Here is a 25,568-nt window from a genome sequence, read left to right as displayed (position 1 = left end):
TTAAAAAATTAAGGTTTGGAAAGGACGTTTCAATGAACAAGCTAGAAAAAGAAATACTTCAATTCATAAATGAACAGTATCCGTTGAATTTTATTAACATTAAGCCAATAACAAATGAGATGTATGAATGTCTTACAGAACAAGGTACATACTTCAGTAGAATTACAAACTACAAAACATATGAAGAACAGATAGAAGAAGTTATATATACAAATTTTTTATATCAAAATGGTTTAGGTGTTCCACCAATAATCCCTTCATTACAAGGGAACTTTGTAGAAAAATTCCCATTAGACAAGGAGATTTTTGCTGTATTATATAAAGCTGCTCCTGGTATACATTTACCAAGGTCTGAATGGAATTCTAATATATTTAAAAAACTTGGTAAACAAATTGGAAAATTACATCGTATATCTAAAAGCTTTGAAAAGATTAAACCAGTAAAACATATAAACGATTGGTATGAAAATGAAGAATATAATTTTCTTAAATATATCCCTAAAGAAGAAAATACAATAAGAGAAATTGCGTCTGACGTTTTAACTTCCATAAAAGAGCTACAAAAATCTCCTTCAAATTACGGCTTAATTCACGGAGATTTATGGTTAGAAAACATTTTAGTCGAAAATAATTCAAACTTAACAATGATAGATTTTCAAGACTGCGAAAAACATTTTTACATATTCGATTTAGCCGTTCCTATTTATAGTGCGATAGAATATTCATTTGCTGGAAATGGGAATATCGTTGACTATGAGTATTCTATTACAAAAGCACTATTTGAAGGCTACCAAGAGGAAAATGAACTACCAAAAGAGATGATAGACAAGTTTCCATTATTTATTAAATTAAAGGAGATTTTTGAATATAGCTTAATGCATATGTATTGGGATAAAGAAGAATTAACGGAGGAACAAGTACGGATAATGAATCTTTATAGATTAAAACTTGAAAATAATTATTCCTTAATAAATATGTAAAGCGAATGTTGTTTAACTATGTAACTATAGTTGAACAACATCCGCTAAAAACTTAATTGATTAGGAATGTTTTACATATCATCTTTTATTAGTTGTGATTCTTTTGCGTGCTGTATCTTAATTAATATTGCTTTATACAAAAACACTATACCTAGTACAGCGAAAATGATACTTACTGGAATACGGGCAATATGAGGAAGGTAGCGCGGAAGAAAGAATAGACGGACTCTTTCATCCACATCAAATATTTCAAAGACAATCGGCACTATACTTTGGTGCACTAAGAAAAAGATTCCCATAAACACAAGAAGAACAACAACGGCAAGTTTTTTCTTCGGTAATTCTATTTCTGTATTGCGAATTTTCTTTTTGTGATTATTACTGTTAATTTTCACCCCACTTTTCATTTCAAATAGCAACTCAGGGCCATTTCTTTCAAGTTTTTTGTAAGCGATGCGCCCAAATAGCCATGCTAAAAACACTCCCGTACAAACCCCAGTCGGTACACCTAACCATTGTATGAATTGTATATGTAATGATGTCCCCAACCATACAACTAGTAACGAGGGTATCGTTGTTACTTGCACCATCAACAGCATGAGCCACGTGGTTATAAACATTTTACTCGCATTCATATCGTCACCAGATATTATCGTTCCTCTTCCACGGCGATGTGGATCAGTAATTGGAATTAAATTAACTACAGAAAATAAGACAATAAGGCCGACTGCCCCACCAAGTAAAGCTGGGACTACTGCAAATACCCATGGATAAACGAAAGTAAGTCCGCTAGTAAAAGTGAAAATTATTGTAGTTAAAATTGCTACAGGACCAATAGCTATCAACCAAGCTAATTGACGACCACGCACGTCAATCCTTTCTGCGCCAGGTGTCACCAACGTTAACCATAACGCGCTTCCATCGAAACCATATAAATTACAAGCAAACATACTTGTAAATACAATCATAATTACTCCCGCCCAAGGCATTAAGTATGGTATATCCGCAATTGTAACTATAATCCCATAAAATACACCTATCCATATTCCCATCCGCAAGAAACGCCCTCGTTGTGGATCCTTCCCCCAACATTTTAGCTCCTTAGTTATGATCGCTCCTATTTTAGTTTCAAAAAAGATTTTAAAAACTTTTCTATAATGCTTTTTAGTAATCTCACTTTGGATTTTTTTAGAATCTCTCACTGTACTTCTAGTCAATAATGTAGTCCATATAAATAAAAGAAGTCCACAAAATATCGTTATTGCACTCAAGAAAACACTGGTTAATAACCAATTAGATTGACTTGCGTACTCAACAGCAAGTATTGTCCAACTAGATGGCATCATGTAAAGTAGCACGGTATCAGTAAATATTATTCTATTGATTACAGGAAGTGCATACCAGCCCACATTTAGAAATGCAATAATGAAACCAATGAACATCGCTCCCATTTCCATACCGACTCTTGATTTCATCGCCTCACCCATAATACTAACTATTACTTTTGATAACAACACTACAAAAACTAACTGTAAAATAATTGCCGGGACCGCAACTACAATTGCATATATACTAATTCTAGCTGCATAGATTAATAATCCTATGAAAGCTAAAAAACTAACCAGTGGGCCTACTCCAATAAAAGTTACACCGAGAAGCATCCTAGCTAGTTTATAAGAATTGAGCGGAAGCAACACAAAATATTCAGGACGTAATATTCCGTCTCCTCCAGTAAGCATCGGACCTATAATCCACCCTAGTGTCCAAATAGCGAATGTTACATATAAAATGCTTTTTGATATAGTTTGTTCTGTTGGATAAAAAGAAAAAAGTAGAATAGTTCCAATCGCTAGCAACAAACCAACTAATCCTGTCATAATAAATAACACTGCCCTGCCACGATTCATTGAATGTTTAAGTATTGATAACTTCATTTGAATTAAAACATTAACCAAGACAATTCCCCTCCTTTAGTGGCGGGTTTACCTACTAATCGAATGAAAATATCCTCTAGTTTTTCTTCACCACAAACATCTTCCATCTTTCCAGATGAAATTACTCCCCCTTGCGAAATAATCGCAACGTGATCACAAAGTTGTTCAACTAATGCCATGACGTGACTAGAAAATACTACAGAACCACCTGAACTAACAAATTTCTGTAAAATCTTTTTAATAGTAGCTGCAGAAATGGGATCTACTGCCTCAAACGGTTCATCGAGAACGAGTAATTTTGGCGCATGAAGAAGTGCAAGTGCAAGGCCGAGTTTTTTACGCATACCAGTAGAATAATTAATAACTAAAGTCCCCTCAGTATTATTCAGCTCTAATACTGCAAGTAATTCTTCTGTCCGCTGAGCAACTTCCTTGGCATTCATTCCTCTTAACAATCCCATATATGTTAATAATTCACGACCAGTAAGTCTTTCCGGTAAAGCCAACCCATCTGGTAATACCCCAATCAGCGCTTTAGCTTGTTTTGGATTACCCCAAACATCAATCCCAAAAACTTTAGCGTTCCCTCCATCCGGTCGTAACAAACCAACAGCCATCGATAAAGATGTAGTTTTTCCTGCTCCATTAGGACCAACAACTCCGTAAAAAGATCCCCTTGGAATAGTTAAATCAATATGATTGACTGCAATAAATTCACCGAACCGCTTATGTAATTTCGAAAGTTGTAGCGCAGGAGCAGATTTCTCAAATTCGGTAGTCAATGAAATCGATTCATCAGTTTTCATAAAACGGACTCCTTTTTTTACTACTATATTTTTTGTAAGCAAAATCTAATAATTTTACTCATTTAATTACACTACTGAATCATTAATTTATTTAGTAATTCAATGTTATTAGCTGACACCTTTTCAGTTAACCTAGCTGCAATAATAATAGGAGCCCATTGAAAGATCTCATTTCTTGATAACCTCGTATTTCTGCAATATATATGTAAATACATTTCAGCTAATTCTACTGAAGCTTGAGCGTACAATAAATATGTACGAAATACATCTGCACGAATATCACCTGAAGTAGCATCTACCCAATCTATAATTTTCACATTACTATTACTGAGAATTAGATTAAATGGATGGAGATCCCCATGACATAATCTATGTTCAAATTTGATTGCTTCTAACTTATTTAATATATTTTCCTTTTGTTTTTCATCCAATTTATGTACAGATTTAATTTGACGCTCTAACCTTTCCCTCATTAACTCCATTTCATCTGTATTCACATGTATAGCATGGATCTTTTTTTGCTCATTAACACAAAGGCCGATATAACGCTCTGCCTCATTTAAATTATTAAGCAGCAGATCACCAATGTTGTCCCCTTTTACATATTCCATAATAATTGCCTGTCTATTTTGTATCTTTATCACTTCGAATACGTTTGGAACTGGCAGCCCGCATGAATAAGCATATTTTTGTTTTTTTGCTTCATTCATAGACTCTGTACCTGGAAGATATTCTTTAAATAACTTCACAATCTTATTATCATACAGATAAATTTCCGCTGTATTTCCTTTAGCCATTGGCTTACCTAAGTTCAAGTTTCACCCTCCTTAAACCATATAGTATTCTACACTCCTATTTTAAATTCACTGCAATGTTAGGAAATCCTTCTACTCACATAAATCCTATTATTACAAAAATCTCTGAAATGCTAAAAGAAAAGTACGTATCGAAAATAGCCCTATAATTTTTTAGCATAATTATAGGGCTACTTTAATGATGTTGATAATTTTTTGTTTCGTTTGACTTAAATAATTGTTATTTTTAGTAGAAATTAATATACCAATCGGGATTTTAGAATTAAAGTCCTTAATCTTAAAAGATAGTATTTCTTCATTCAAAATTGTACCTTTCGGGATAATTCCTATCGCATTTTCAAAAAGCATTTCTGGAATGAGGTTTAAAGCACTACAATTATAAACTCTTTTAAAAGATAAATTATTTTTCGCTAGGAGAGAACTTACAGATTGATACGAATAACAATTACTTTCTCCTACAATAACTGGATAATCTATAATATCAAATGCTTCAACGGATTCTTTTTGTAACAAAGGATGCTCGGGATTATTCACTATAAATTCAATCTGTTCATCACATATTGGGGTGAATTTTACCTTTGATTTATTTTCATTATTTCCGCACACCGCAAAATCAATCTTATTATGTTCTATCATTTCTGATAAAATTGCTGTATTTCCCACTACAAAATCACAATGTATATATGGTTTTTCAGCATTTAAAAACTTTAATATTATTGGTATTAACCTTTTAGCAACGGATTCTAATAGACCTATTCTCAAACTCCCTTCCTCTTCATTGCTAATACGTTGTGCTTGAGTTATAGAATATTCCCAATGTGTTACTAAGTTTTCTACTTCCTCTGCAAAAAGTTTTCCTTCTTCTGTTAATCTTGCATCCCATCCTCTTTCAAATAACAGAAAACCAATTTCATTTTCCAGCTTTTTTATATGTGTTGTTACTGTTGATTGTGCATAGTTTAATTGTTTAGCAGCTTGTGAAAACGTTCCTTCTTCAATAATTTTTTTAAATGTAAGTAACTCTTTCATTTCCATTTCATACACCATCTTCATCGATTTTATTGATAATTAGTTAATATATTTTCAATTATACAAATAGAAATATTGGAAGTAAAATGAAATCAAAAGGAAAGGAGTGCTCTATTATGCCATTTGTTACTGTTTATCATCCTGAAAAATTATCCGATAATAAGTTATTAAAAAATATAAGCAATCAAATTCACCATTCGTTAATTAAACATTTCAATATTCCCGAAAATGATTATTTTCAAATGTTTTTACCTTATCCTTCTCATCAACTTTTTTATAATTCATCTTATCTTTTAGAAGGTTCATTAAAACGATCCAATAATATGATTTATATTTCTATTACATGTGGACCTGGAAGAACAATTAATCAAAAAAAAGATTTATATAAAGCTATAGCCACTAATACAGCTAATATTCTACAAATCTCTACTGCTGATGTTTTCATTACACTACACGAGACACCTATGGAGAATTGGTCATTCGGTCAAGGAATAGCTCAAATGTTAAATTAACATAATAACTAGGCTTTAATTTTCCTTAAAACAAAATAAACTTACCGCTTTCTATAACTATATAGAAAGCGGTAAGTTTATTTTACTAGGAATATCCTCATGAAACTCTGGTGTATACACAATAGAAAATGAATATCCCTGCTCAATAAATGATACTTCATTATATTTACATTCAAAGGGAACATTATTTTTCTTAAAGTTATTTTGGATGCGCTGTAAAAATGCTGGATCCGGTGTTCCAAAAGAAACGTGTACTTTCGGTGGCAAAGCTTTCATCGCGATTGGGATCCACGGCCGCTGCCACCAAGTCGCGATGATATATGCAGTGCCACCTATAACAAAGCTGAAAATATCCCCTTCTTCCATCGTTTTCATATTTAAATTTAATTTCAGCCATTCTCTAAAAATAGGTACACTTTTAACAGGAAGACCAATTTCCCTTACGTATAAAATGTTTAAAGGTGAGTGTGGTACTAATACATCCTCTTTAACATAACTATGTGCGATAATTTCAAGAAGATTTCCATCCCCATCTCTAAAATATAAATTGAATCGGCCATCCTCTTCATCAATTGTATGACCATCTTTCCATTTCACAATGAGTAATCCAGACTCCTTTAACCATCTTGCTGTTTCATGGAATTTTGAATATGGGATTTCAAAAGCAAAATGTGCAGGTGCAATTGGTTCATACACTTCTTGAAAACTAATTGTTGTATAAGGTGTTACTTCAAATTGAATGAAGGATGTTGTTTCTTTTTTTATTGGAAAAGATAATATGTCCTTATAAACTTGTTTTACCCCTTCTATGGAAACCGTTTGTAGTTTTATATCTGATATATGTGTAATCACTTTACATTCCCCCTCATTTCTTATTATCTATTCGTATTGTATTACACTTATAAATAGATAAAATCAAACGGAAGGATGGATTTTTCATATAGAAACTACAACTTTAGTATGAATATGTTAGCTCCAATTATTTTTTATTTCCGCTATAACAATTTCTGGTTTATCCCAGTGCAACATGTGTGTAGTATCAGGAATTACTTTTACTATACTGTCCGTTTTCTCTTTAAAAACATTTACTGTCTTCTCTCTATAATCCGCCCAAACTTGTGGGACTGTAGCTCGAAGTAATACAATATTAGCCGGTAGCTTCTCATATATATCTATTGTTTCATCTTTATGCATACCTCTTATTATATTACTAGCTGTATTTCCCCTGGCATGCCACCATACTTTATTATCCATTTCGATCCCTAGATCCTTTACAGCAACTTCTAACAATGAAGACCACCTAGTATAAGCTGCTTTTTCACTTTTGAAAAATTCGTCCCAATTATTAAAAACGTATTTATCAAAGTCCTTTTCATAATAAGCAATTTCATCTTCCAACGTTTCTTCTTTAAGCCTTTTTGTTTGATATCCACCATCAATAAGAATACTTCCTTGTACTTTTTCTGGATGATTTAACAAATAAAATAACGCTACAAAACTTCCCCATGAATGTGATAGCAAATAGAAGTATTCGATTCTCAATTCATTTATTATTTCATTTAACCAATTTGCTAAATTGTGCATCTCATAATCTTCTGTTCTTTCAAATGGGGGTGTTTTACCATGTCCAGGTGCATCAACGGAGATAAATCTATACTCTTCTTTTAATCCTCAGCAATTTCTATAAAACTTAAACTCGTACTACCTAATCCATGTAAACAAAAGATAACGGGCTTGTCATTATTCCCCCATTCAGTAATATGTACGTTTATTTTTTCATTGCTAATATAGTAACGTTTCAAAACATTTATCCTCTATATTTTGATTTTTTAATTTACACTTTATTTATTTCTATTATTTTCAAGTTTCCCCTGCATTTTTTCACGTAAAAAAGCTGATTATCTTTTAAAAAAAATCAGCTTTTACACTAAAAAACATTATAATTTAACAGCAATAATCATAAATCTTTTCGAATTAGTACGAATCCCTTTTTCAGAACTATACGTATCAATGAACTTTTGTAAAATAGTAAAATCCTCTTCCTGTTCTCCAAATCTAGGAATAATAGGGGTATGTTTTAATAAGAAAATGAGATCTTCAGACCTACTGTAATAATCAGTAACATCATATTCACGTACTTGCACGAGATCAAATCCTGCACTAATAAGTGCATTCATATACTTTTCTTTTAAAGTACCATCCCGTTCACCTAAGCATTGTCCTCTACCAAATGCTTCTTTCAGGTTTAATTTATCATTCTCACTTACTTGTTGTGTTAAGAAAAAGGCACCCTTTTTCATTACTTTCGCTAACTCAGATGCCAGAAACGGGGCATGACAACTTGAAGCAATATCAAAATGTGCATGTGGAAATGTTAAAGATTCAGAACCCATTTGAAGAAACTCAACATTTTGTACACCTGATTTTTTCAAGTTAGAATGTGCCGTTGCAATCATGCCGTTAGAATTATCAATTCCAATTAACAATTTAGCTGATGGTGCTATGTTAAGTACATTTTCTCCTCCGCCTGTACCAACATCAAGTAAAATATGTGATGGTTTACACCTTTCTTTTACCTCACTATAAAAGTCCCATGTATCTCCTACAGTTTCACATTTTATTTTGCTAAAATCCCATCCATTTAATCTTCCTACTTTATCATAGAAGCTTTTATACTCTAATTCGTTCATCTTATTACTTCCCCTTTGTAAAAATAAATTAAATATGTATAATAACCTACGACACTCCTTAATTATATATTATAAAATACAAATTATTAAAGCAACATTTCCCTTCACACTACAATAAGTTTACATAACATTTTTATGGTTTATCTTTATCTATATATTCTAAATGCCCTCTTCCCCAACTACACATACTATCCAAAACAGTACTGACTGTTTTTCCATGTTCAGTTAAGCTATATTCTACTTTAGGTGGTATTTCTTGATAAATTTCGCGTTTTATTAGTTGATCTTGCTCTAATTCACGTAATTGCTTCGCTAACGTCCCTTGAGATATATCTGGTATCAATCGCTTTAATTCACCAAAACGTTTCATTCCATCTGTTAGCAAAATAAATAAAATGAGTGACTTCCATTTTCCACCGATTATTTGTAATGTTGCTATTACCCCTTTTAACTTTGGTTCTTGTAAATCCATTTTTCTCACCTCTCCTCAGATATCATAAAGTGAAACTTTAATCAGTGGGGGTTTTGTTCATCCCACACTGATTATTAGTTGAACCAATCGGGCTTTTACGGCCAGTTGATCTCTTACCTAACTTCCTTGCATTTTCCTAACTTTGAGGTGAGAGTTTTACTGCCCGTTAATGCGGGATAAACCATATTTAGCGATTTTTCCAATTACTTATCCGCATAAATAGCGATTAGTACGAAATTTACGACTATGTACATATAAAGTGCGTACTTTTCACTTGCTCCCTTTTAGCGAATAATAAAAGCATAGCACAGTTATATTCTAAATTTTTTACTAAAGGAGTGGCTAAAATATGTCTATTACTACATTAGAAAATAGTCGTATTGTTATCATTGGCGGGAGTTCTGGTATTGGATTGGCAACAGCAACACAAGCAATTAAACAAGGCGCACATGTTATTATTGCCGGACGCTCGGAAGAAAAATTAAAAGTTGCTTGAGAAGTAATAAATAACAATCATCTTCAAACTTATATATTGGATAATCAAAATAAAGAGCAATTACAAAATTTTTTCAAGATAGTTGGGAACTTTGATCATTTATTCACACCGGGAGCCTCTTACACACTTGGACCGATTACCTCTACAGAGGAAATTGCTGAAAGTAGCTTCATCGGAAAGTTTTGGCCTCAATATTATGCCGTAAAATATGCAATTCCTTTTCTTTCAAACTCTGGATCGATTGTGTTAATGTCTGGTGCCTTTAGTCAAAGACCACTTAAAGGCGCACCTGCTTATGGAGCTTGCAATGGTGCTATTGAAAGTTTAGGGAAAGCTTTAGCTGTGGAATTAGCTCCTATTAGAGTTAATGTTGTTTCTCCTGGAACAATACAAAGAGAGAATGTACAAAACGAAAATAGACTAGCTGCTTATGAATCTTATAAATCTCTTTCTCTTGTAAAAAGGCCTGGCCATAATAATGAAATTGCACATACTGTTCTATATTTAATGCAAAATAGTTTTACTACGGGTAATGTATTATTTCCAGATGGAGGGTACACATATCATTAATTATTAAAAATTTAATGCCTCCTTGTATTAACTAGTATTAAGGAGGCTATTATTAACTAAAAAAGGGATATATTAATGTAGGATCTTCTTTCAAAAGTTCTGCTAACAACAATAATTGTGGAAAAGGTCATAAGATTAACTCTTTATCCAGCAACCCCTTTTGTTCTCGAATCATTCCGCCTCCTCGCATAAAAACCGCCCTAATTTCTATTCCCTACAATTTTATATAAAATCAATATTATAAAGTAGGATTCAACAACTTCTTACAGAATTCTATATTTAATACGTATTGGAAGGCTTATTTTAAAATTCCTCTTTACTAAAGGTGGTTCATACAATTGTGAAATTTGTACAAGAACGAAGATTAACTGTCGAGACAATTTTTTCAAAAGAATACAAGATTTTTATTTTTGGTTTACTCATTTCACGCATCGGGGATTCACTATATACTTTTGCACTGCCTTGGATTGCCTATCAATTAACTGGTTCAGCTGTAATTATGAGTTCTTTATTTGCTGTTAACGTATTGCCAATCGTTTTATTTGGCCCTTTAGTTGGTGTACTAGTTGATCGATATGATCGAAAAAAGTTACTTTTGATATCAGATATTACCAATATTATTTTAGTAAGTCTCATACCAATTCTACATGCATTACATCTATTAGAAGTCTGGCATTTATATGTAATTACTTTTATCTTAGCAGTTATGTCCATACTTTTTGATGTAACAACTGTTACAGTCATTCCACACATCGCAGGTGCATCATTAACGAAGGCTAATTCTTTATATCAAATGGTTAATCAATTGGCTAGTTTGTTTGGTCCAATCATAGCTGGGCTTTTCATATCTTTTATTGGTGGCTTTCAAGTCCTTTGGATTAATGTTCTTTCATTTATTGCTACATTAATTGCTGTGATTATATTACCTTCTATGAAAAACTTAAATAAAAAGAATACTGATAAAAATACATTGCAAAATGTACTAAATGATTTGTTTGATGGATTTAAATGGCTCAAAAATGATCGGTTAAATATAGCTTTGTCACTTCAAGCAATGGTAGGTAACTTTGGAGCAAGTGCTGTTTTAGGTATACTTATGTATTATTTATTGTCGACATTAAATCTTACCTCCGCACAAAGTGGCTATAATTATACTTTAATAGGAATAGGTGGGCTTTTAGGAAGCTTAATTGCCGTTCCTTTAGAAAAGAAATTTCGACGTGGTGTACTTATTCCTTTACTCCTATTTTTGGGAGCGCTTGGGTTAACATTTGCTTTGTGGAGTACATATTGGCTTGCTCCCGGAATTGCTTTCGGAATCGCGATGACATGTAATATCACATGGAATACGATTGTTACATCAATTCGGCAGGAAACTGTTCCATCCAATTTGCAAGGACGTGTTTTAGGTTTTTCTCGTGTACTTACACGATTATCTATGCCATTGGGGGCATTAGTAGGTGGAATTATTTCAGCCTACTATCCTGTATTTATATTTGCTTTAGCTGCTTTTACTAAAATAATTGAAGTCTTTATTGCCTTATATAGTCCGATACGAAAACTGTAAAGAGGAAAAATTATATATTTTGAGATATTAATAAAATAAAAAAGGCATAAAACATGCCTTTTTTTATTACTTATTTGTTTATTGGATAACAAACTTCTGTAACCCACTTATTAGGATCGGATTCCATCGCTGGGCTCACATGATAAATATTAAACATCGGGCCTGCTAATTTGTACCCCTCTGTCTCAATCCATTTTGCCGCAGCCTCATTTACAGCTGTCATCTGTTCATAACTTCCATTAACTGTTATAGAAGCTACATTAGTCGATTCCATATTTTTAAATGTAACGTCTTTTGTATTTTCGTGCTTACCTAGAATACTTAGCTGTATTTCTATATCTACATCATTTTCTTTGTATTCACAATCATGGAAAACCGCAATACTATAACTCGGTTGGGGAATACTAATATTTTTCATTTGAATTTCTTGCATTAATACACTCCATAAATCACCTTCGCAATTATACGATGGAATAATCTTTCTAACACTAGCTACAGTTCTTTCTGGAATTTCTTTTATTGAAACATGATAATTCATCTCAACAACATCCTCTCTCATCGTTTTCATTGAGTCTTCGAGGAGACGTAATTGTTTTTGGAGGTTATTCATGTCTTCTTTAATTTGAGCACTACGATTAAAAAATTGCTCTTTTATGCTATCTATATTATCGCATTCTATTATTTTTTTAATAGTAGCAATATTAAATCCCATAGCTTTTAACGTTTGAATTTGATTTACTTTTTTTAATTGGTCTGCTGAATAAAATCGATATCCACTCTGCTCATCGACTTTTACTGGTTGTAGTAATTCCACTTTATCGTAGTGTCTCAACATTCGTATACTAATGGAAGATAGTTTTGAAAAATCCCCTATTTTAAACATGATTTCCTCCTATAAGTTACATCTACTTTGAAGCTCAACTTTATCTTAAACAATGACATTGTGTGAGGGTCAACTGTTTATAACGTTTGAATTATATTTCTTTAATTATTTACCCTTATACACTCTTCTGTCTTATACCTATAAAGATTGATAATAATCCGTTCACAGCTAATAAAATTACTATAATACTTGTAAGTAAACCTACATCTGCCGCAAATATTTTTATCGTACGCCATGGTGAGCTTGTACAATAAGTAAGAAGTGGGATGAAAATAATAGATAATAGTAGGAATAGAGTCCCTACGAATAACCAAGTTAATTTTTTTACAGTTTTCTTATGTTTATATTTTTTAATTAACATAATTGATGAAATGAAAAGCGCGAGTATAACTGTAGACATAACAATTTGTGTAAATGGTATGCTTTTATGGGGATCAACCGGTTCTTCTTCATTCAAAATATTAATAATCCCCTTTTTTAATAATGAAAGTGCTGGTTCTTCTAATACATGATTTTTATTTGTTAAAATCACACCACCCCAGCCACTTTTATTTAAAGTAAATATTTCTGTACGAGCATCGGGTGTTGATCCTGAATGCCAAATCATCGTTTCGCTTTCATTTATACTTGTTGTTCTTAATCCAAAACCATAGCTTTTTTCTGAATTTATGTTATAAAGTGGTGTAAGATAAAGGTCGATGTTTTCTTTCTTTAAAAATTGAGTATCTTCTTGTCGATTCAAAAACATAATAAATTGAATCATATCTTCCAAATTTGCGGTAATATAACCATACGGTGCCCCGGCATTATCATAGGACACTACACTTTTTCTTGGTATGCCAAACCATGACTGATAACCTGTTAAATAGCCTTTTTCATATGCAGTTTCTTTACTTGCTGCCGCACCATTCATATTTAATAGCTGAAAAACATGTTTTTCCATATATGAGGAATATGTATCATTTGTAATTTCCTCAATAAGTGCACCTAAAACAATATAATTCGCATTACTATATTGATATTTTTCTCCTGGTAGAGCAGTTAATTTTACATTTGAAAGTCTCATTACATTTTCTTTTAATGCTGTAGAACTTTTGGATTGCTTATCTGATATTAATAAGCCTTCATATGTGTTTATTCCGCTTGTATGAGTTAAAAGGTGTTGGATTGTTATAGATGAGGATATTTGAGAATCTTTTAGTTTAAACCAAGGAAGATGTTGTTGAACTGAATCCTCTAATTTTATCTTTTTGTCTCCTATTAATTTCACTATAGCTAAAGCTGTTAAAGATTTGCTTATTGAGCCGATTGCAAATGGTGTTTTACTAGTTATTTTTTTTTCAGATTCCCCAGTAATCCCCCACGTTTTAGTGAAGAATACATCTTTATTATGTACAATTGCAACAGCAGCCCCTGGAATATTCTGTTCCTTTATAAATTTTTCAATATACTTATCTAAAGTAGCTTTAATATCTTGCTGAGCATATGATTTTGGATGAATGATACATAATACTATTACATTACAAAGAATATAGATTTGAAATAGTTTATAGATAGTTTTTTTCATTATACTTTAGATAGCTTTCTTTTTTTATAACTTACTAAGCTAATAAACACTACTACAGAGAGCATAAAGCTAATCATTATTAATAAAACGTTCCACCATTGATTCTCTGATATGCGATATAAAATATTATAATTAAATGTATTTTTGCTATTAGTTGAATTAAATGATTCAGTTAAAAATATTGAAAATGTAGTTTGCGAGATGAGGTAAGTAATAAATGCGATGAATATGCCACGTAAGATAAATGTGTTGAATTTTCCTTTTTCATTTTGAAGTTGTTTCATTTTAACTTGTAAATCAATTTCATTTATTTCTATAAAATCTTTAACAAATAATTGAGGGGTACCTAAATCATCTATACTGTCTTCACCATGTTCACGACACTCTTGAATATGTTCTAATATTTGTCGCTTAATATTTTCCCTTTCTTCTAAACTAATATCGTATTGCTTTAATTCCTTAAGTACGTCTCTTAAAAATTGCTTTTCTTTACCTATCAATTTATTCCTCATTTCAGAAGGTCTCCTTTCAAACCGCTTTTTAATAATGTTTGAATGTCCAATTGCAATTCTAACCACTCATTAATTTTCTTCTCAAGACGTATTTTCCCATTTTCATTAATTTCATAATAAATCCTCACTTTACCACTGTCTGTTACCTCTTGATAAGTATTAACCCACTCTTGATTTTTCAACTTAGTTAAAATAGGATAAATACTTCCTACTCCTTTCAATTTTAAATTGTTTATTTCAAGTTCTTTCATAATCTCATAACCATAACTTTTCTTTTTCGACAAAATAGATAATACACACATTTCTAAATGACCTTTAATTAAACTTGTTCTATCCATAGGATAAATTTAACAGAAATATATACTTCATTCAAGTATATATTTCTGTTAAATTTAAAAAATCAGTCAATGCAAAATAGATTAATAAACAAAACATATCACTTACGAACCCTTTTCAACCTTAATTTTCGCTTTTATAATATAATAATTACATAATATATTAATCGTTTATCACTATTAGTTTTTTATCTCTCCTTCCATATTACTTCTTTTCTAATTAAAAAATATTGTATGGAGACATAAAAATACTAAAAGATCCAATTTCTTAATTTTGATATTAAGAAATTGGATCTTCTTTCATTACCTTGTATTAATCATACTGCGCTAATATATACATTATAAAGAATATATGTTTTATTAATTTATATTAATAAAACATAAACTAATAAAATCTACTGATTACTCTCAAGACATTCATAAACCGCCATCATATCTCGTTTATCCAACTCACGAATGCGATTGAAAATTAGTATTTGTCCAACAGCTTCTGTTAATAAGCTTTCATCCACAACATCACTTACTTTTCCAGTTAACCACGTTTGTACATCCACGCCCTCGACAACTTCTTTTAACCCTTCGTCATTAATACCACTTGCATTACAAGTTACACATGGAATTGTTAGTTTAAAGACACCATCATGTAGATTATCTTCGGTTATCACTTTCTTACCTTTACAAAATGGACATGGATTACTTTTTTTAATTTTATTAATTTGGGTAACTAATTTTTTGTATCCAAACGCTTCGTATACATACGTAAGTTTTTTATATTTACCATTTGTGAAATACTTATCTATAATGGTTTCTCTCGTTTCATAAACATTAGGGAAATCACAAACAGTTACCTGATTATTAACACTAATGGATTCGATATTTCCTTTTATTTCGCTCCAGAATGGTAAGACATTTTGTAACACCATTTCATAGTTTGAAAAGCTTGCTTGTTCTAATTCAAACATTTTCAATGCAACTTGTGCTTTTCTTGGCAATAAAGAAACATCTTCCGTCAATACCATATCGCCACCAACAATAGACTTCAATTTAACAAGTGCCGGTAAATCACCAACTGTTTTCAATACTTTATTAATAGGCTGATTGATTATTTCACGAATATCTACGTTACCAAATTTAAGTGGTTTATGATGATTTAAAACCGTCCCCTCACAAATTGGACATTTCATCATTTTTTTGAACTCTTAATTTCTTCTTTAATAGGTGCTTTTGAAATAACAATATATCCACCAATAATTGTATTAAATCCTACCCATGTTCTGCGTGTCTTTCCTTTTTTATCATAAAATGATTTTTCAAAATATCCGTACCAAAACGTATGCTTTTCTTCTTCTGACATATCATTATAGCTCTTTGACAAATCGTGACCAATCTCATTTTTTATTTCTTCGAATAGAAATTCTATTTTTTCATGCTGATAAAATTTTAATACCTTCATGATTTCTGGATCGAATAGCCCATCCCAAAATGGAACACTTTTATCTTGAATGGCAATATCTTTATCAAAAACTTCAATTTGAAGACGTCCAGAACAAGATGGACAATGATTGTCCTGTGAATAGAAATCAAAACTTCTCGTATCTTTATTAATTGGATGAGCAGCTACAATATGATTAATTAATCCACCAATCTCATATAAGAAACTATATTGACTATATAAATGTCTTTCAAGATCAATAGCAATAACAGGTGCGATTGTATTAGATTCATATTCACCATAAATTAACCTAGCCATTGATGATAAACTTTTTAAAATACCGCCCTTATAAATATTTTCGGCATTTTTAAAATAGTTAATATGATTTTCTTCTAAATAGTGAACCCCTTTTTTCTGCTTAAGCATTGAAGAGATGTGTATTTTCTCTGTTCTATTCACATTACTTTTTTGACGATAGTAATCCTCATGATTGACAACATCCAAATGCTCTATAGATTCATTCTGCCTTTTTCCAAAATCAACTATATAATCAGAGCTTTCTAACATGTAACGATTATGCTCAATCATAATGATCGAAACTGATTCATCTTGCAGAATACCTCTAATACTATCGATAAATTGATTTAAAATATTTTGTGATAAACCTTTTGAAGGCTCATCAAAAATAAATAATGTATGTGGATTTCTAGTGTTTGCAAATAATTCCGAAACTAAATGAACACATTGAAACTCACCTGTCGATAATGTTTTTGTTTTTCTCTCTAATGTTAAATAGCCAAGCCCTAATTTAATTAGTAGGCTCAAACGTTTATAAGCGATATCTTCATTTGGAAGTTCATCAATAATATCCTCAATCGAGCGCTCAAAAATATCATCAATGTCTTCACTATACTTTGTCAGTTTCTTTTTAATATCTAGGAAAGTTGCTACAGTTGATCGACTTGTAATTGATTGATTTCGGTCTTGTCCTACCATAACTAATTTATCTTTTGGATATCGTTTCAAAAAATCTGTAGCTAGACATTCGTTGACAAGTGTAGATTTCCCACATCCTGATTCTCCTGTAACTGTTACAAGCCTGTTTTTAGGAATTTGAAACTCAGCCATTTGGATATTACGGCAATATAAATCATAGAATGTATAATATTCTGTTGGTATTTCTTTATTTCGATCCCACAGTATTGACTTTGGTCTTGGTGATTCTTCCACAATTTTCCCGCCATATTTTCCGCTACCAGGTCCAAAGAACAATTGCTCATCAGTTGTATCTAGTACTGTATCTGAATGATCAATACGCCAAATTTGATTTTCACACCCTAATCGTTTAATCTCTTCTAAAATTTGTAATAAAGTTTCATGATCAAGTCCAACTGAAATCTCATCAATAATAATTACAGCATTTTCACTTACTGCCATGAATTCGGCCAAATAAAGTCGTGTTAACTCTCCACCTGATAACGTACCCATAATTCGATTTAATGTTAAATAACCAATGTTCATATTAATAATATTTTGCAGTATATGCTGTTTTTCTTCACTAATATTTAACTCTTTTGCTAGTGAAAGAATAGATTCAATACTTAAATCATTAATATTTGAGATTGAATGTGGCTTGTCCAACAAATCAATTTCATGTTGTTCAATTTCTTCACTATAACGTTTTCCCTTACATTTTTTACACTCAACATTTTTTGTAGTACCACGGCCTTTACAACCAGTACACCAGCCTAATTGATTATTAAATGAAAAGACCTCTGGAGAAAGATTAAATACCTCAGCAAGTTTTTCCCGAACCTCTGTAAAAACACCAGTATGAGTACCAATCGTTGAACGCGGATTAGACGAAATCGATGATTTTCCTAGAAAAAGTACTAAAGGTATTTCTTCCATCTTAATGGCACTAAAATTTGTTTCCATAATATTAGGAAATAAATATTGATATTCAGCCTTTGGCAATAAAGAAACTAATCGTTTTTTTGATTCTTCACCAATTGTTTGGCAAAAAGTTGTTTTACCCGATCCAGATAAACCAGCAATTCCAAACGATTTATTAAACGGTATAGTTGCATCTAATTTATTTATGTTATTAGCAATTAATTGATTTACTTTCATATTAACCTCTATTCTTATTTATTCACAAAATCATTTTTACAATATAATAATTACATAATGAATATTACCTATTATGCAATTATCCTCTCACTTCATGAATCTTATCCTTGTATATTTCAAACCATTGTTGCCATTCATCTTTAGAAAATTCTTTCTCTTCTCCTTCTAAAACGCAAGAAAAAAGATTTAAACAAATATGCCAACCAGCTACATCTCTCGGTGTATGATCTGTTAATTTATGAATGTACTCTTTAAGAAGTAAAAGAGTACCATTTTCCTCTTTATGTATTTCAAATCGGACACGGTCTTTATCCCAAGTAAATTCAAGTACTAAGTTTAGTTGACACTCTAAAATATCAATATTTATGAATGAACCGTCCATCATGTCGAACTTTATTATTCCACCAGTTTTAAGGCTTTCAATCTGTAAATTGGACATCCATTTTTTCAGCTTACTGTTTTCTGTTAATACAGACCAAACTTCCTCTACCGTATATGGAAATTCACGTTCAAATTTTACAATATATCCATCAGTTAGTTTCCCAATTTCAGCTATCATTTTGATTGTCTCCTTATATAGAATATATGTTCTTATTTCATTTTACACGAATATAAATATAAAATAAATATTTATGTCAACGAACTGTTAATTTAAAGTGAATGACGCTGAGAAAAACTTAAATGTTTTCTAAATCGAGTTATATAGTATTGAAAATTAAATATAGATTTACGTACAAATAAAAAAGCCGCATTTGCGACTTATGAAATCATAGGATTAACTCCTTTTTTTGTTGAATGATTAGCGCTTAATCGCATCGACAATTAGCGATGGAAAACCAAGTTTATCGCCTTTATTTCTAGAATCATACCTTTTCGAACGGAAAATAACACCGTCGTTTGCATCCCATTCGTTGTAATAAAACCGACCATTTTCATCACAATATTCAAGTAAAACTACCTCGAATCCAGCAGTTTCAAACATTTTCGTTAATGTTTTATAATTATGAACGATTTTATGACTTGCTGCTGGATGATCTTTCGGACCGGGGCCCCCTATTTGAACTATATTTTGATATGCCTCATCCTGAAAGAATGCATCAGGGACTCCGCACCGAATATGACCAGATGGTTTTAAAAATTCATAACAAATTTCAGCTGCTCTTACACCTTCTTCAAAAGTAAGGTGTTCCCATACATGCTCAGCTAAAATAGCTGAAATAGAGTTGTATTCAAATCTTTCTTCCCACGTAGCTTTATCTAGTAAGTTAAGTTCATCTTCTTGTGTTTGAATCCAGCCTGGATTATTATTAAACACTCCAGCTCCGACAACTACTTTAATTTCGTCTTGTTTTATTACCACCATTTTCACCTCTTAAATATTTTAATTCATTAATATATTCTATGTTTACTATTATGCTTCCTCCTTCAACAAATTTAGTAACATGAGTCCAGTACAATACCGAACTCATGCCCTAAAAACTCTCTAACGCAACAATCTGTCTAACTCTATAAAATTAGTTCATAATATACGATTTTTCTTACAGAAATATAGCACACCAAACATTAGCATAATACCAATCACGTAAAAAATTGTTGTTCCCCTCCCACCAGTATTAGGAATTACCCAATTATTCTTCGCATTTTTCACTGTTATTTTTTGTGTCTTGACTGCTTCTGTAATTTCTATTTCTATTGGATCTCTAAGTAACATGTATCCGTTCGGTGCTTTTATTTCTTTAATCGTATACTTTCCAAGTACTAATTGACTGGAAAACACCTTTCCTTTTTCATCAGTTGTTAATCTAGCCACTTCTTTACCCTCTTTATCTAAGACTTGAAATATAGCACCTTTTAATTTTAAATTGATATCCTTATCATCAACTTTCTCAATTTCAAATTGTCCAGTCGGATCAGGCAATTTCTTATTCCCTATTTTAATTTCTACTACTGCATCTTTTTCTACTTTTACAGTTATTTTTTCTTTTAATAATTCGTAACCTCTAGGTGCTTCTACTTCCACTAAGGTATAGTTTCCTATTGGTAAGTCCTTTGATATCATTTCTCCTTTTTCATCTGTTATTAACTCTCCAACTACTTTTCCTTTTGAATCTTCTATATGAAACTTTGCCCCTGCTAACTTTTTATTTTTATCACTTATGTCTACTTTCACTAACTTCATTTTTCCCATTGGATCTGGCAATTTCTTATTTTCTATTTTAATTTCTACTACTGTATCTTTTTCTATTTTTACAGCTATTTTATCTTTTAATAATTCATAACCTTTAGGTGCCTCTATTTCCACTAGGGTATAGTTTCCTATTGGTAAGTCCTTTGATATTACTTCTCCTTCTTCATTTGTTACTAGTTCTCCAACTATTTTTCCTTTTGGATCTTCTATATGAAACTTTGCCCCTGCTAGCTTTTTATTTTTATCACTTATGTCTACTTTCACTAACTTCATTTTTCCCATTGGATCTGGCAATTTCTTATTTCCTATTTTAATTTCTACTACTGCATCTTTTTCTATTTTTACAGTTATTTTTTCTTTTAATAATTCGTAACCTTTAGGTGCTTCTACTTCCACTAAGGTATAGTTTCCTATTGGTAAGTCCTTTGATATCATTTCTCCTTTTTCATCTGTTATTAACTCTCCAACTACTTTTCCTTTTGAATCTTCTATATGAAACTTTGCTCCCACCAATTTTTTATTATCATTATTACTATCAACTTTTTTTATTTTTACTTTTCCAGTACTAGGCTTGTTCCAATGTTGCCAGTTAAATTTGAAATTGTGAAATTCAAATCCACCAGTTTGTTGTACCGCGCCGACAAATGCTTGTCCATTAATCGAGCCGCCTTTTGTTTCTAATACAGCATTTGGGGCAAACACACTCCCAACGACACCATATCCCTCTGTTGTAATTTTTTTCGCATTTGGAAAAACCCAAATCACTTTCCCATATAGCTCAGTAAACGGGGAATTAGGAGAATATGGTTGTGATGTAGGAACTATATCTGTAGCCCTTCCAATATTGTTCGTGTCATATAGAATAGACCCATTTTTAAATGTAACCTCTGTTACATCCGAATACATAACAATAAAATCTTTGTCCTTAGCACTTGGTAAAAATACATCTCTTATATCTAAATTAATTTTCCCTGTCAATTCTGATGAAACATAAATATTAGGATTGTTTATATCTTTTCCGATTCCATGACTCATATTTGGAATTGGGGTATTCGTTTTATATTGACCTGCATTTTTACTGACTTGATTCACTATATTGCGAAATTCATTAAATTTCGCGTCAATTTCTAGTTTTTCTTTATAAACGATACGATCATAAGAGGATTGTATGATGCGATCTGGATCACTCTCTTTTGTCATTACGACTATTCCGTTTTGAATGATAAAAGATTCTTCTCTTGATTTCTTAAATTTTCCAGACAATAACAAGGACGGATATCCCTCATCAACCCATTTTTCACCTACTATATTAGATGTTCCCGCTGCAGCACCTACAATCGTATACCCCGATGCATCCATATCACCTTGAACTGCAATTGCTCCTTCAATGTCGCCACCTATTGCTTTATGGTTACCAAAGACAACAGCATTATAACGCGATATATCACCTAGACCTTCTAAGTTTGTCGTGGATCCATATGCTTCTTTTGGTACATATACGACAAAACTTACACTTAACATTAACAAAACAATAAAATGAATACTTACCAGCTTTAATCGTAGCCTCAATTCCTTTGTTCCCACCTTTATCGTATTTTTTCTATAGTCGAATAAAATGACATATTCATCAATGAGGATTTACTTCATCCCTTATATACTTTCTTTACTTATCTCTGAATTTCCGGTCCCACTGCCCATTAATGCCGGATAAATAAATACATTCTATCGAGTTAACCTTTTCTTATAAATTACGACTAGAAACACACATAACAATAGGATTGGAACTATTACAGTCCACTTATTAAATATAAATATCTCTGTACTCACTTTTTGTTTTTCTTTCTCGTTTAACTCCACACGCACACCTCGAACTAGCAATCTATTGGTGTTTACTCCATAAGGCGTACACGTAATTAAAGTTGTATAATCTTTTTTTTGTACAATTTGTAGATCGTCCGTTTCGTGTGGTAACACTACTTTAATTTGATCTACTTTATAAGCAAGAACTTTGTCTAAAGAATGAATATAAAAAAGATCTCCTTCGCTCAACTTATCTAAATCTGTAAATAATTTTGCTGATGGTAAACCACGATGCCCTGTTAAAATAGTGTGCGTATTTTCTCCACCTACCGGGAGCGAAGAAAAATCTAAATGACCTATCCCACGACTCAATACTTCCTCAGAGGTCCCTTGATAGATTGGCAGTTTTATATTAATTTTCGATATTTCAATATACCCCATTACATCTCCTAAATTTAACGCATCAGCATACGCTTGATGATTACTTTTTTTTTCAGAAAATGGATCTGTAAATGTTTTCGCAGAAGTTTGAACTTGTTTATTATATTCGGCTGCTTCTTTTTCCCTACGTTCGACTTCTTTCTTTTGTAATGCTTTAATCTTCTTATCGTAAGAGCTAATCTCAGAATAATGTGCACGGGTCGCCAACCAATTACTAATAGTAGGATATAAAAAAATACCTAATCCAAATAAAAAAATACCTCCCAAAACAAGATTTCGTTTCATATTTCCACCTCTGTATACGCTTAAATATCGAAAAGAGGAAAGCATTTTGCTTCTCCCCTTTTCATATGGTTACATGTTCCTAAAATCTTAATTTCTAGCAAACTTTTTTCTAAAGAAAACAAATGCCGCTGTAAGCATTAAAGTAAGACCTATTACAGTAAAAAGAGTCGTTCCTATACCACCTGTTACCGGAAGAATCCATCCACTTTTATTATTTTCAATCGTCAATTTAACCGTTTGATTATTTTCACTAATCTTTACATCGATGGGGTCTTTTAATAATTGATAAGATGCTTTTGTACCATCTTCTTTTGTATATGTTGGTGCTTTCGTTTCAAAAATTTGATAGTCTCCATATGGAATGTTAGACCATTTAATAACACCATTTTCATCTGATACACCTGTTACTTCTTTTCCTGCTACAACAACTATTTTTCCATTTTTATCTTTAAGTACAAACTCTGCACCTTTTAATTTATTCTTATTAGCACTATCAATTTTTGTTAACTCAATTATTCCAGTTGTCGGAATAACAACTACGGGTTTAGATTCCTTTTCTCCAATTACATCATTTTTATTTGTAAAATGTATTTTTGCTGTATTTAAAATTTCCGAACCAGATGATACTCCTTCTTTTACTTGGGATTTAATTTGCAAATGAAATTCTTTTTTACCATCTAATTTTGTGAAATCTTTTACTGTAGCTGTTACTTTTTGACCTTCTATAGCTACCTCAACAACGTTTGCATTTACTTCTGCTCCATCAATTTTCACGATTGGCTTTCCTTGAATCACTAAACGATTATCCAAAGTATCTGTTACCACATATTTTTTGTATTCCTTAATGTCTTCTGGAATTAATGTTTTAATATCATAATTATAATTAGTTAACGGATTTATTGGTAACGCTTCCATTTTTGCGTTAATCTTTTTATCAATTGTTGGTTCTTCATAGTTTTTCACTTCTATTTTAACTACTGTACCAGAAGTAATAGTTCCATCTTCATTAATTGTTCCGGAGTTCTTAACAAAAAACTCACGTTTAGTTGGATCTATTACATAGCCTTTCGGAGCTTTTGTTTCTTGGAAATAGTATTCTCCATACTCCAATCCTTGCACGCGAATATGGCCATTAGCATCTGTTGCTAACTCTTTTTTCACTTCTGTACCGTCTTTTTTAAATAAAGAGAATACTGCACCTGCTAATGCTTTTTCATTTACACCAGTTTTTATTAAATCCACTGCACCACGTTTAATCTCATTTTTGGGATACATGTGAACATCATAGTTTAGCACCTTACCCTCTTTATTCGTTAATGGGATATCCACTGTATACGTATTGGGATTTAGATTAACATGTGGAGGTCCTGCCACTTCTTTCACCTCATAACGTCCTAGCGGAAGATCTTTTAATACAGCTTGTCCGTTATCATCTGTTACTACTTGATTTGGAGTGGCTCCCATTACAGGTTTCACGTCTTCTTTTACGATTTTCCCATCGTTTGAAATTTTTTCAAAAGAAGCAACCCTTTTCACTTCAAATGTTACACCTTTTAATGGTTTCACATCTTTTGGCACCTCTTGATTTGCAGAACCGTCACCTTCTAGTCCTTGCGCTCCATCTTTTTCTTGTTCATACTTATGAATCGTTAAAGTACCTTTAGATGGTGAATCTGCCTTTACTAATACACTAGACCATGTAGAAAATGTTAAGAATAACACTAAAAGCACACTAAATATTTTTTTCATTTCTCTTATCCCCTTTACTACTTCTATCATTTTAAAAATTTCTTTATTACTATTACCTTCTTAAAAGCAATAGTCTGCCAAGTATCAGATTTAAACAAATAACATAAAACATAGTCGTCCAACAATCCATTATTTACAATCACTTATTCACTTTTCTTATCTTCTATTATTACGTTGTCTCTCCACATGATATATGTAATTTCCCCCCCTAAATTACACGTATATCCCTATTTCAAGAATCATTACATTTGTTACATAATAGCTTTCACTGCTAATTTCGACTAGTCACTTACTGTCAATCTATTCATTTCTCACTTCCTATCCCTATTTAAAATCCAATCTTAATCATTTTTTAATACATATAAGTAATAA

19 protein-coding genes and 3 pseudogenes are annotated in these 25,568 nt (G+C 31.7%); 4 read left to right on the top strand and 18 right to left on the bottom strand.

What is annotated here, in order from left to right; all coding sequences use genetic code 11:
- The first annotated feature begins 32 nt into the window (after positions 1–32).
- Entirely contained in the window at positions 33–980 is a 948-nt protein-coding gene (locus ACTJJY_RS22280; protein ID WP_440606560.1) for a phosphotransferase enzyme family protein, read from the top strand.
- A 71-nt stretch (positions 981–1,051) separates the two neighbouring features.
- Here ACTJJY_RS22280 and ACTJJY_RS22275 read toward each other — a convergent pair whose 3' ends face one another.
- The 4 genes from ACTJJY_RS22275 to ACTJJY_RS22260 form a co-directional block, all read right to left on the bottom strand.
- Positions 1,052–2,935 carry a hypothetical protein gene (locus tag ACTJJY_RS22275; protein ID WP_440606559.1) on the bottom strand — a complete coding sequence of 628 codons (1,884 nt, stop codon included), beginning with the start codon at positions 2,933–2,935 and terminating at the stop codon, positions 1,052–1,054.
- Complete coding sequence (locus tag ACTJJY_RS22270; protein WP_440606558.1) at positions 2,920–3,720, bottom strand: ABC transporter ATP-binding protein; 801 nt, start codon at positions 3,718–3,720, stop codon at positions 2,920–2,922. The genes ACTJJY_RS22275 and ACTJJY_RS22270 overlap by 16 nt, the downstream gene beginning before the upstream one ends.
- 71 nt (positions 3,721–3,791) lie before the next feature.
- Positions 3,792–4,535 (bottom strand): aminoglycoside phosphotransferase family protein, encoded by a 744-nt coding sequence (locus tag ACTJJY_RS22265; RefSeq protein ID WP_440606557.1) that lies wholly within the window; start codon positions 4,533–4,535, stop codon positions 3,792–3,794.
- Positions 4,536–4,697: 162 nt separating this feature from the next.
- Complete coding sequence (locus ACTJJY_RS22260; RefSeq protein ID WP_440606556.1) at positions 4,698–5,570, bottom strand: LysR family transcriptional regulator; 873 nt, start codon at positions 5,568–5,570, stop codon at positions 4,698–4,700.
- Between the two features lie 110 nt (positions 5,571–5,680).
- Between ACTJJY_RS22260 and ACTJJY_RS22255 the strand changes: the two genes are divergently transcribed.
- Entirely contained in the window at positions 5,681–6,076 is a 396-nt protein-coding gene (locus tag ACTJJY_RS22255) for a tautomerase family protein (protein ID WP_086406189.1), read from the top strand.
- Positions 6,077–6,133: 57 nt separating this feature from the next.
- On the opposite strand, the gene ACTJJY_RS22250 is transcribed toward ACTJJY_RS22255, so the two are convergent.
- From ACTJJY_RS22250 to ACTJJY_RS22235, 4 genes and pseudogenes are all read right to left on the bottom strand, one after another.
- Positions 6,134–6,928 carry a VOC family protein gene (locus tag ACTJJY_RS22250; RefSeq protein WP_440606555.1) on the bottom strand — a complete coding sequence of 265 codons (795 nt, stop codon included), beginning with the start codon at positions 6,926–6,928 and terminating at the stop codon, positions 6,134–6,136.
- Positions 6,929–7,045: 117 nt separating this feature from the next.
- A pseudogene (locus ACTJJY_RS22245) lies at positions 7,046–7,878 on the bottom strand (alpha/beta fold hydrolase).
- Positions 7,879–8,013: 135 nt separating this feature from the next.
- Positions 8,014–8,766 (bottom strand): class I SAM-dependent methyltransferase, encoded by a 753-nt coding sequence (locus ACTJJY_RS22240; protein ID WP_440606554.1) that lies wholly within the window; start codon positions 8,764–8,766, stop codon positions 8,014–8,016.
- Between the two features lie 133 nt (positions 8,767–8,899).
- Entirely contained in the window at positions 8,900–9,238 is a 339-nt protein-coding gene (locus ACTJJY_RS22235; RefSeq protein WP_000365537.1) for a winged helix-turn-helix transcriptional regulator, read from the bottom strand.
- 349 nt (positions 9,239–9,587) lie between these two features.
- On the opposite strand from ACTJJY_RS22235, the pseudogene ACTJJY_RS22230 reads away from it, so the two are divergent.
- Together ACTJJY_RS22230 and ACTJJY_RS22225 are read left to right on the top strand one after the other, a co-directional pair.
- Positions 9,588–10,304 (top strand): annotated as a pseudogene (locus ACTJJY_RS22230) (SDR family oxidoreductase).
- A 340-nt stretch (positions 10,305–10,644) separates the two neighbouring features.
- Positions 10,645–11,871: an MFS transporter gene (locus ACTJJY_RS22225; RefSeq protein ID WP_440606553.1), complete on the top strand. Its 1,227-nt coding sequence runs from the start codon at positions 10,645–10,647 to the stop codon at positions 11,869–11,871.
- Between the two features lie 70 nt (positions 11,872–11,941).
- Here ACTJJY_RS22225 and ACTJJY_RS22220 read toward each other — a convergent pair whose 3' ends face one another.
- The 10 genes and pseudogenes from ACTJJY_RS22220 to ACTJJY_RS22175 form a co-directional block, all read right to left on the bottom strand.
- Complete coding sequence (locus ACTJJY_RS22220; protein WP_440606552.1) at positions 11,942–12,754, bottom strand: MerR family transcriptional regulator; 813 nt, start codon at positions 12,752–12,754, stop codon at positions 11,942–11,944.
- Positions 12,755–12,869: 115 nt separating this feature from the next.
- The gene (locus ACTJJY_RS22215; protein WP_440606551.1) at positions 12,870–14,321 is read right to left on the bottom strand and encodes a serine hydrolase domain-containing protein; all 1,452 of its coding nucleotides are present in this window, start codon (positions 14,319–14,321) and stop codon (positions 12,870–12,872) included.
- Complete coding sequence (locus ACTJJY_RS22210; RefSeq protein WP_001244707.1) at positions 14,321–14,833, bottom strand: hypothetical protein; 513 nt, start codon at positions 14,831–14,833, stop codon at positions 14,321–14,323. Before ACTJJY_RS22210 ends, ACTJJY_RS22215 begins: the two co-directional genes overlap by 1 nt.
- Entirely contained in the window at positions 14,830–15,171 is a 342-nt protein-coding gene (locus ACTJJY_RS22205) for a PadR family transcriptional regulator (protein ID WP_000376286.1), read from the bottom strand. Before ACTJJY_RS22205 ends, ACTJJY_RS22210 begins: the two co-directional genes overlap by 4 nt.
- 392 nt (positions 15,172–15,563) lie before the next feature.
- Positions 15,564–18,733, bottom strand: a pseudogene (locus ACTJJY_RS22200) (ATP-binding cassette domain-containing protein).
- Between the two features lie 79 nt (positions 18,734–18,812).
- Positions 18,813–19,292, bottom strand: a complete 480-nt coding sequence (locus ACTJJY_RS22195) for an SRPBCC family protein (protein WP_440606550.1) — start codon at positions 19,290–19,292, stop codon at positions 18,813–18,815.
- A 240-nt stretch (positions 19,293–19,532) separates the two neighbouring features.
- Complete coding sequence (locus ACTJJY_RS22190; protein ID WP_006929239.1) at positions 19,533–20,093, bottom strand: class I SAM-dependent methyltransferase; 561 nt, start codon at positions 20,091–20,093, stop codon at positions 19,533–19,535.
- Between the two features lie 159 nt (positions 20,094–20,252).
- Complete coding sequence (locus ACTJJY_RS22185) at positions 20,253–22,490, bottom strand: SpaA isopeptide-forming pilin-related protein (protein ID WP_440606549.1); 2,238 nt, start codon at positions 22,488–22,490, stop codon at positions 20,253–20,255.
- 153 nt (positions 22,491–22,643) lie between these two features.
- Positions 22,644–23,447 carry a class C sortase gene (locus ACTJJY_RS22180; RefSeq protein WP_440606548.1) on the bottom strand — a complete coding sequence of 268 codons (804 nt, stop codon included), beginning with the start codon at positions 23,445–23,447 and terminating at the stop codon, positions 22,644–22,646.
- Between the two features lie 87 nt (positions 23,448–23,534).
- Positions 23,535–25,196, bottom strand: a complete 1,662-nt coding sequence (locus ACTJJY_RS22175; protein WP_440606547.1) for a SpaA isopeptide-forming pilin-related protein — start codon at positions 25,194–25,196, stop codon at positions 23,535–23,537.
- Between the last annotated feature and the right edge of the window lie 372 nt (positions 25,197–25,568).

Source organism: Bacillus sp. 22475, from assembly GCF_052044835.1.
Lineage (GTDB): Bacteria > Bacillota > Bacilli > Bacillales > Bacillaceae_G > Bacillus_A > Bacillus_A cereus.
This window is presented reverse-complemented; position numbering and strand designations above follow the sequence as displayed.

Bases quoted from the DNA above. Each gene is read 5' to 3' on its own strand.
- ACTJJY_RS22180 (WP_440606548.1), bottom strand. From the start codon at position 23,447: ATGAAACGAAATCTTGTTTTGGGAGGTATTTTTTTATTTGGATTAGGT.
- ACTJJY_RS22205 (WP_000376286.1), bottom strand. From the start codon at position 15,171: ATGGATAGAACAAGTTTAATTAAAGGTCATTTAGAAATGTGTGTATTA.
- ACTJJY_RS22255 (WP_086406189.1), top strand. From the start codon at position 5,681: ATGCCATTTGTTACTGTTTATCATCCTGAAAAATTATCCGATAATAAG.
- ACTJJY_RS22280 (WP_440606560.1), top strand. From the start codon at position 33: ATGAACAAGCTAGAAAAAGAAATACTTCAATTCATAAATGAACAGTAT.
- ACTJJY_RS22210 (WP_001244707.1), bottom strand. From the start codon at position 14,833: ATGAGGAATAAATTGATAGGTAAAGAAAAGCAATTTTTAAGAGACGTA.
- ACTJJY_RS22235 (WP_000365537.1), bottom strand. From the start codon at position 9,238: ATGGATTTACAAGAACCAAAGTTAAAAGGGGTAATAGCAACATTACAA.
- ACTJJY_RS22260 (WP_440606556.1), bottom strand. From the start codon at position 5,570: ATGGAAATGAAAGAGTTACTTACATTTAAAAAAATTATTGAAGAAGGA.
- ACTJJY_RS22220 (WP_440606552.1), bottom strand. From the start codon at position 12,754: ATGTTTAAAATAGGGGATTTTTCAAAACTATCTTCCATTAGTATACGA.
- ACTJJY_RS22270 (WP_440606558.1), bottom strand. From the start codon at position 3,720: ATGAAAACTGATGAATCGATTTCATTGACTACCGAATTTGAGAAATCT.
- ACTJJY_RS22215 (WP_440606551.1), bottom strand. From the start codon at position 14,321: ATGAAAAAAACTATCTATAAACTATTTCAAATCTATATTCTTTGTAAT.
- ACTJJY_RS22175 (WP_440606547.1), bottom strand. From the start codon at position 25,196: ATGAAAAAAATATTTAGTGTGCTTTTAGTGTTATTCTTAACATTTTCT.
- ACTJJY_RS22195 (WP_440606550.1), bottom strand. From the start codon at position 19,292: ATGATAGCTGAAATTGGGAAACTAACTGATGGATATATTGTAAAATTT.
- ACTJJY_RS22240 (WP_440606554.1), bottom strand. From the start codon at position 8,766: ATGAACGAATTAGAGTATAAAAGCTTCTATGATAAAGTAGGAAGATTA.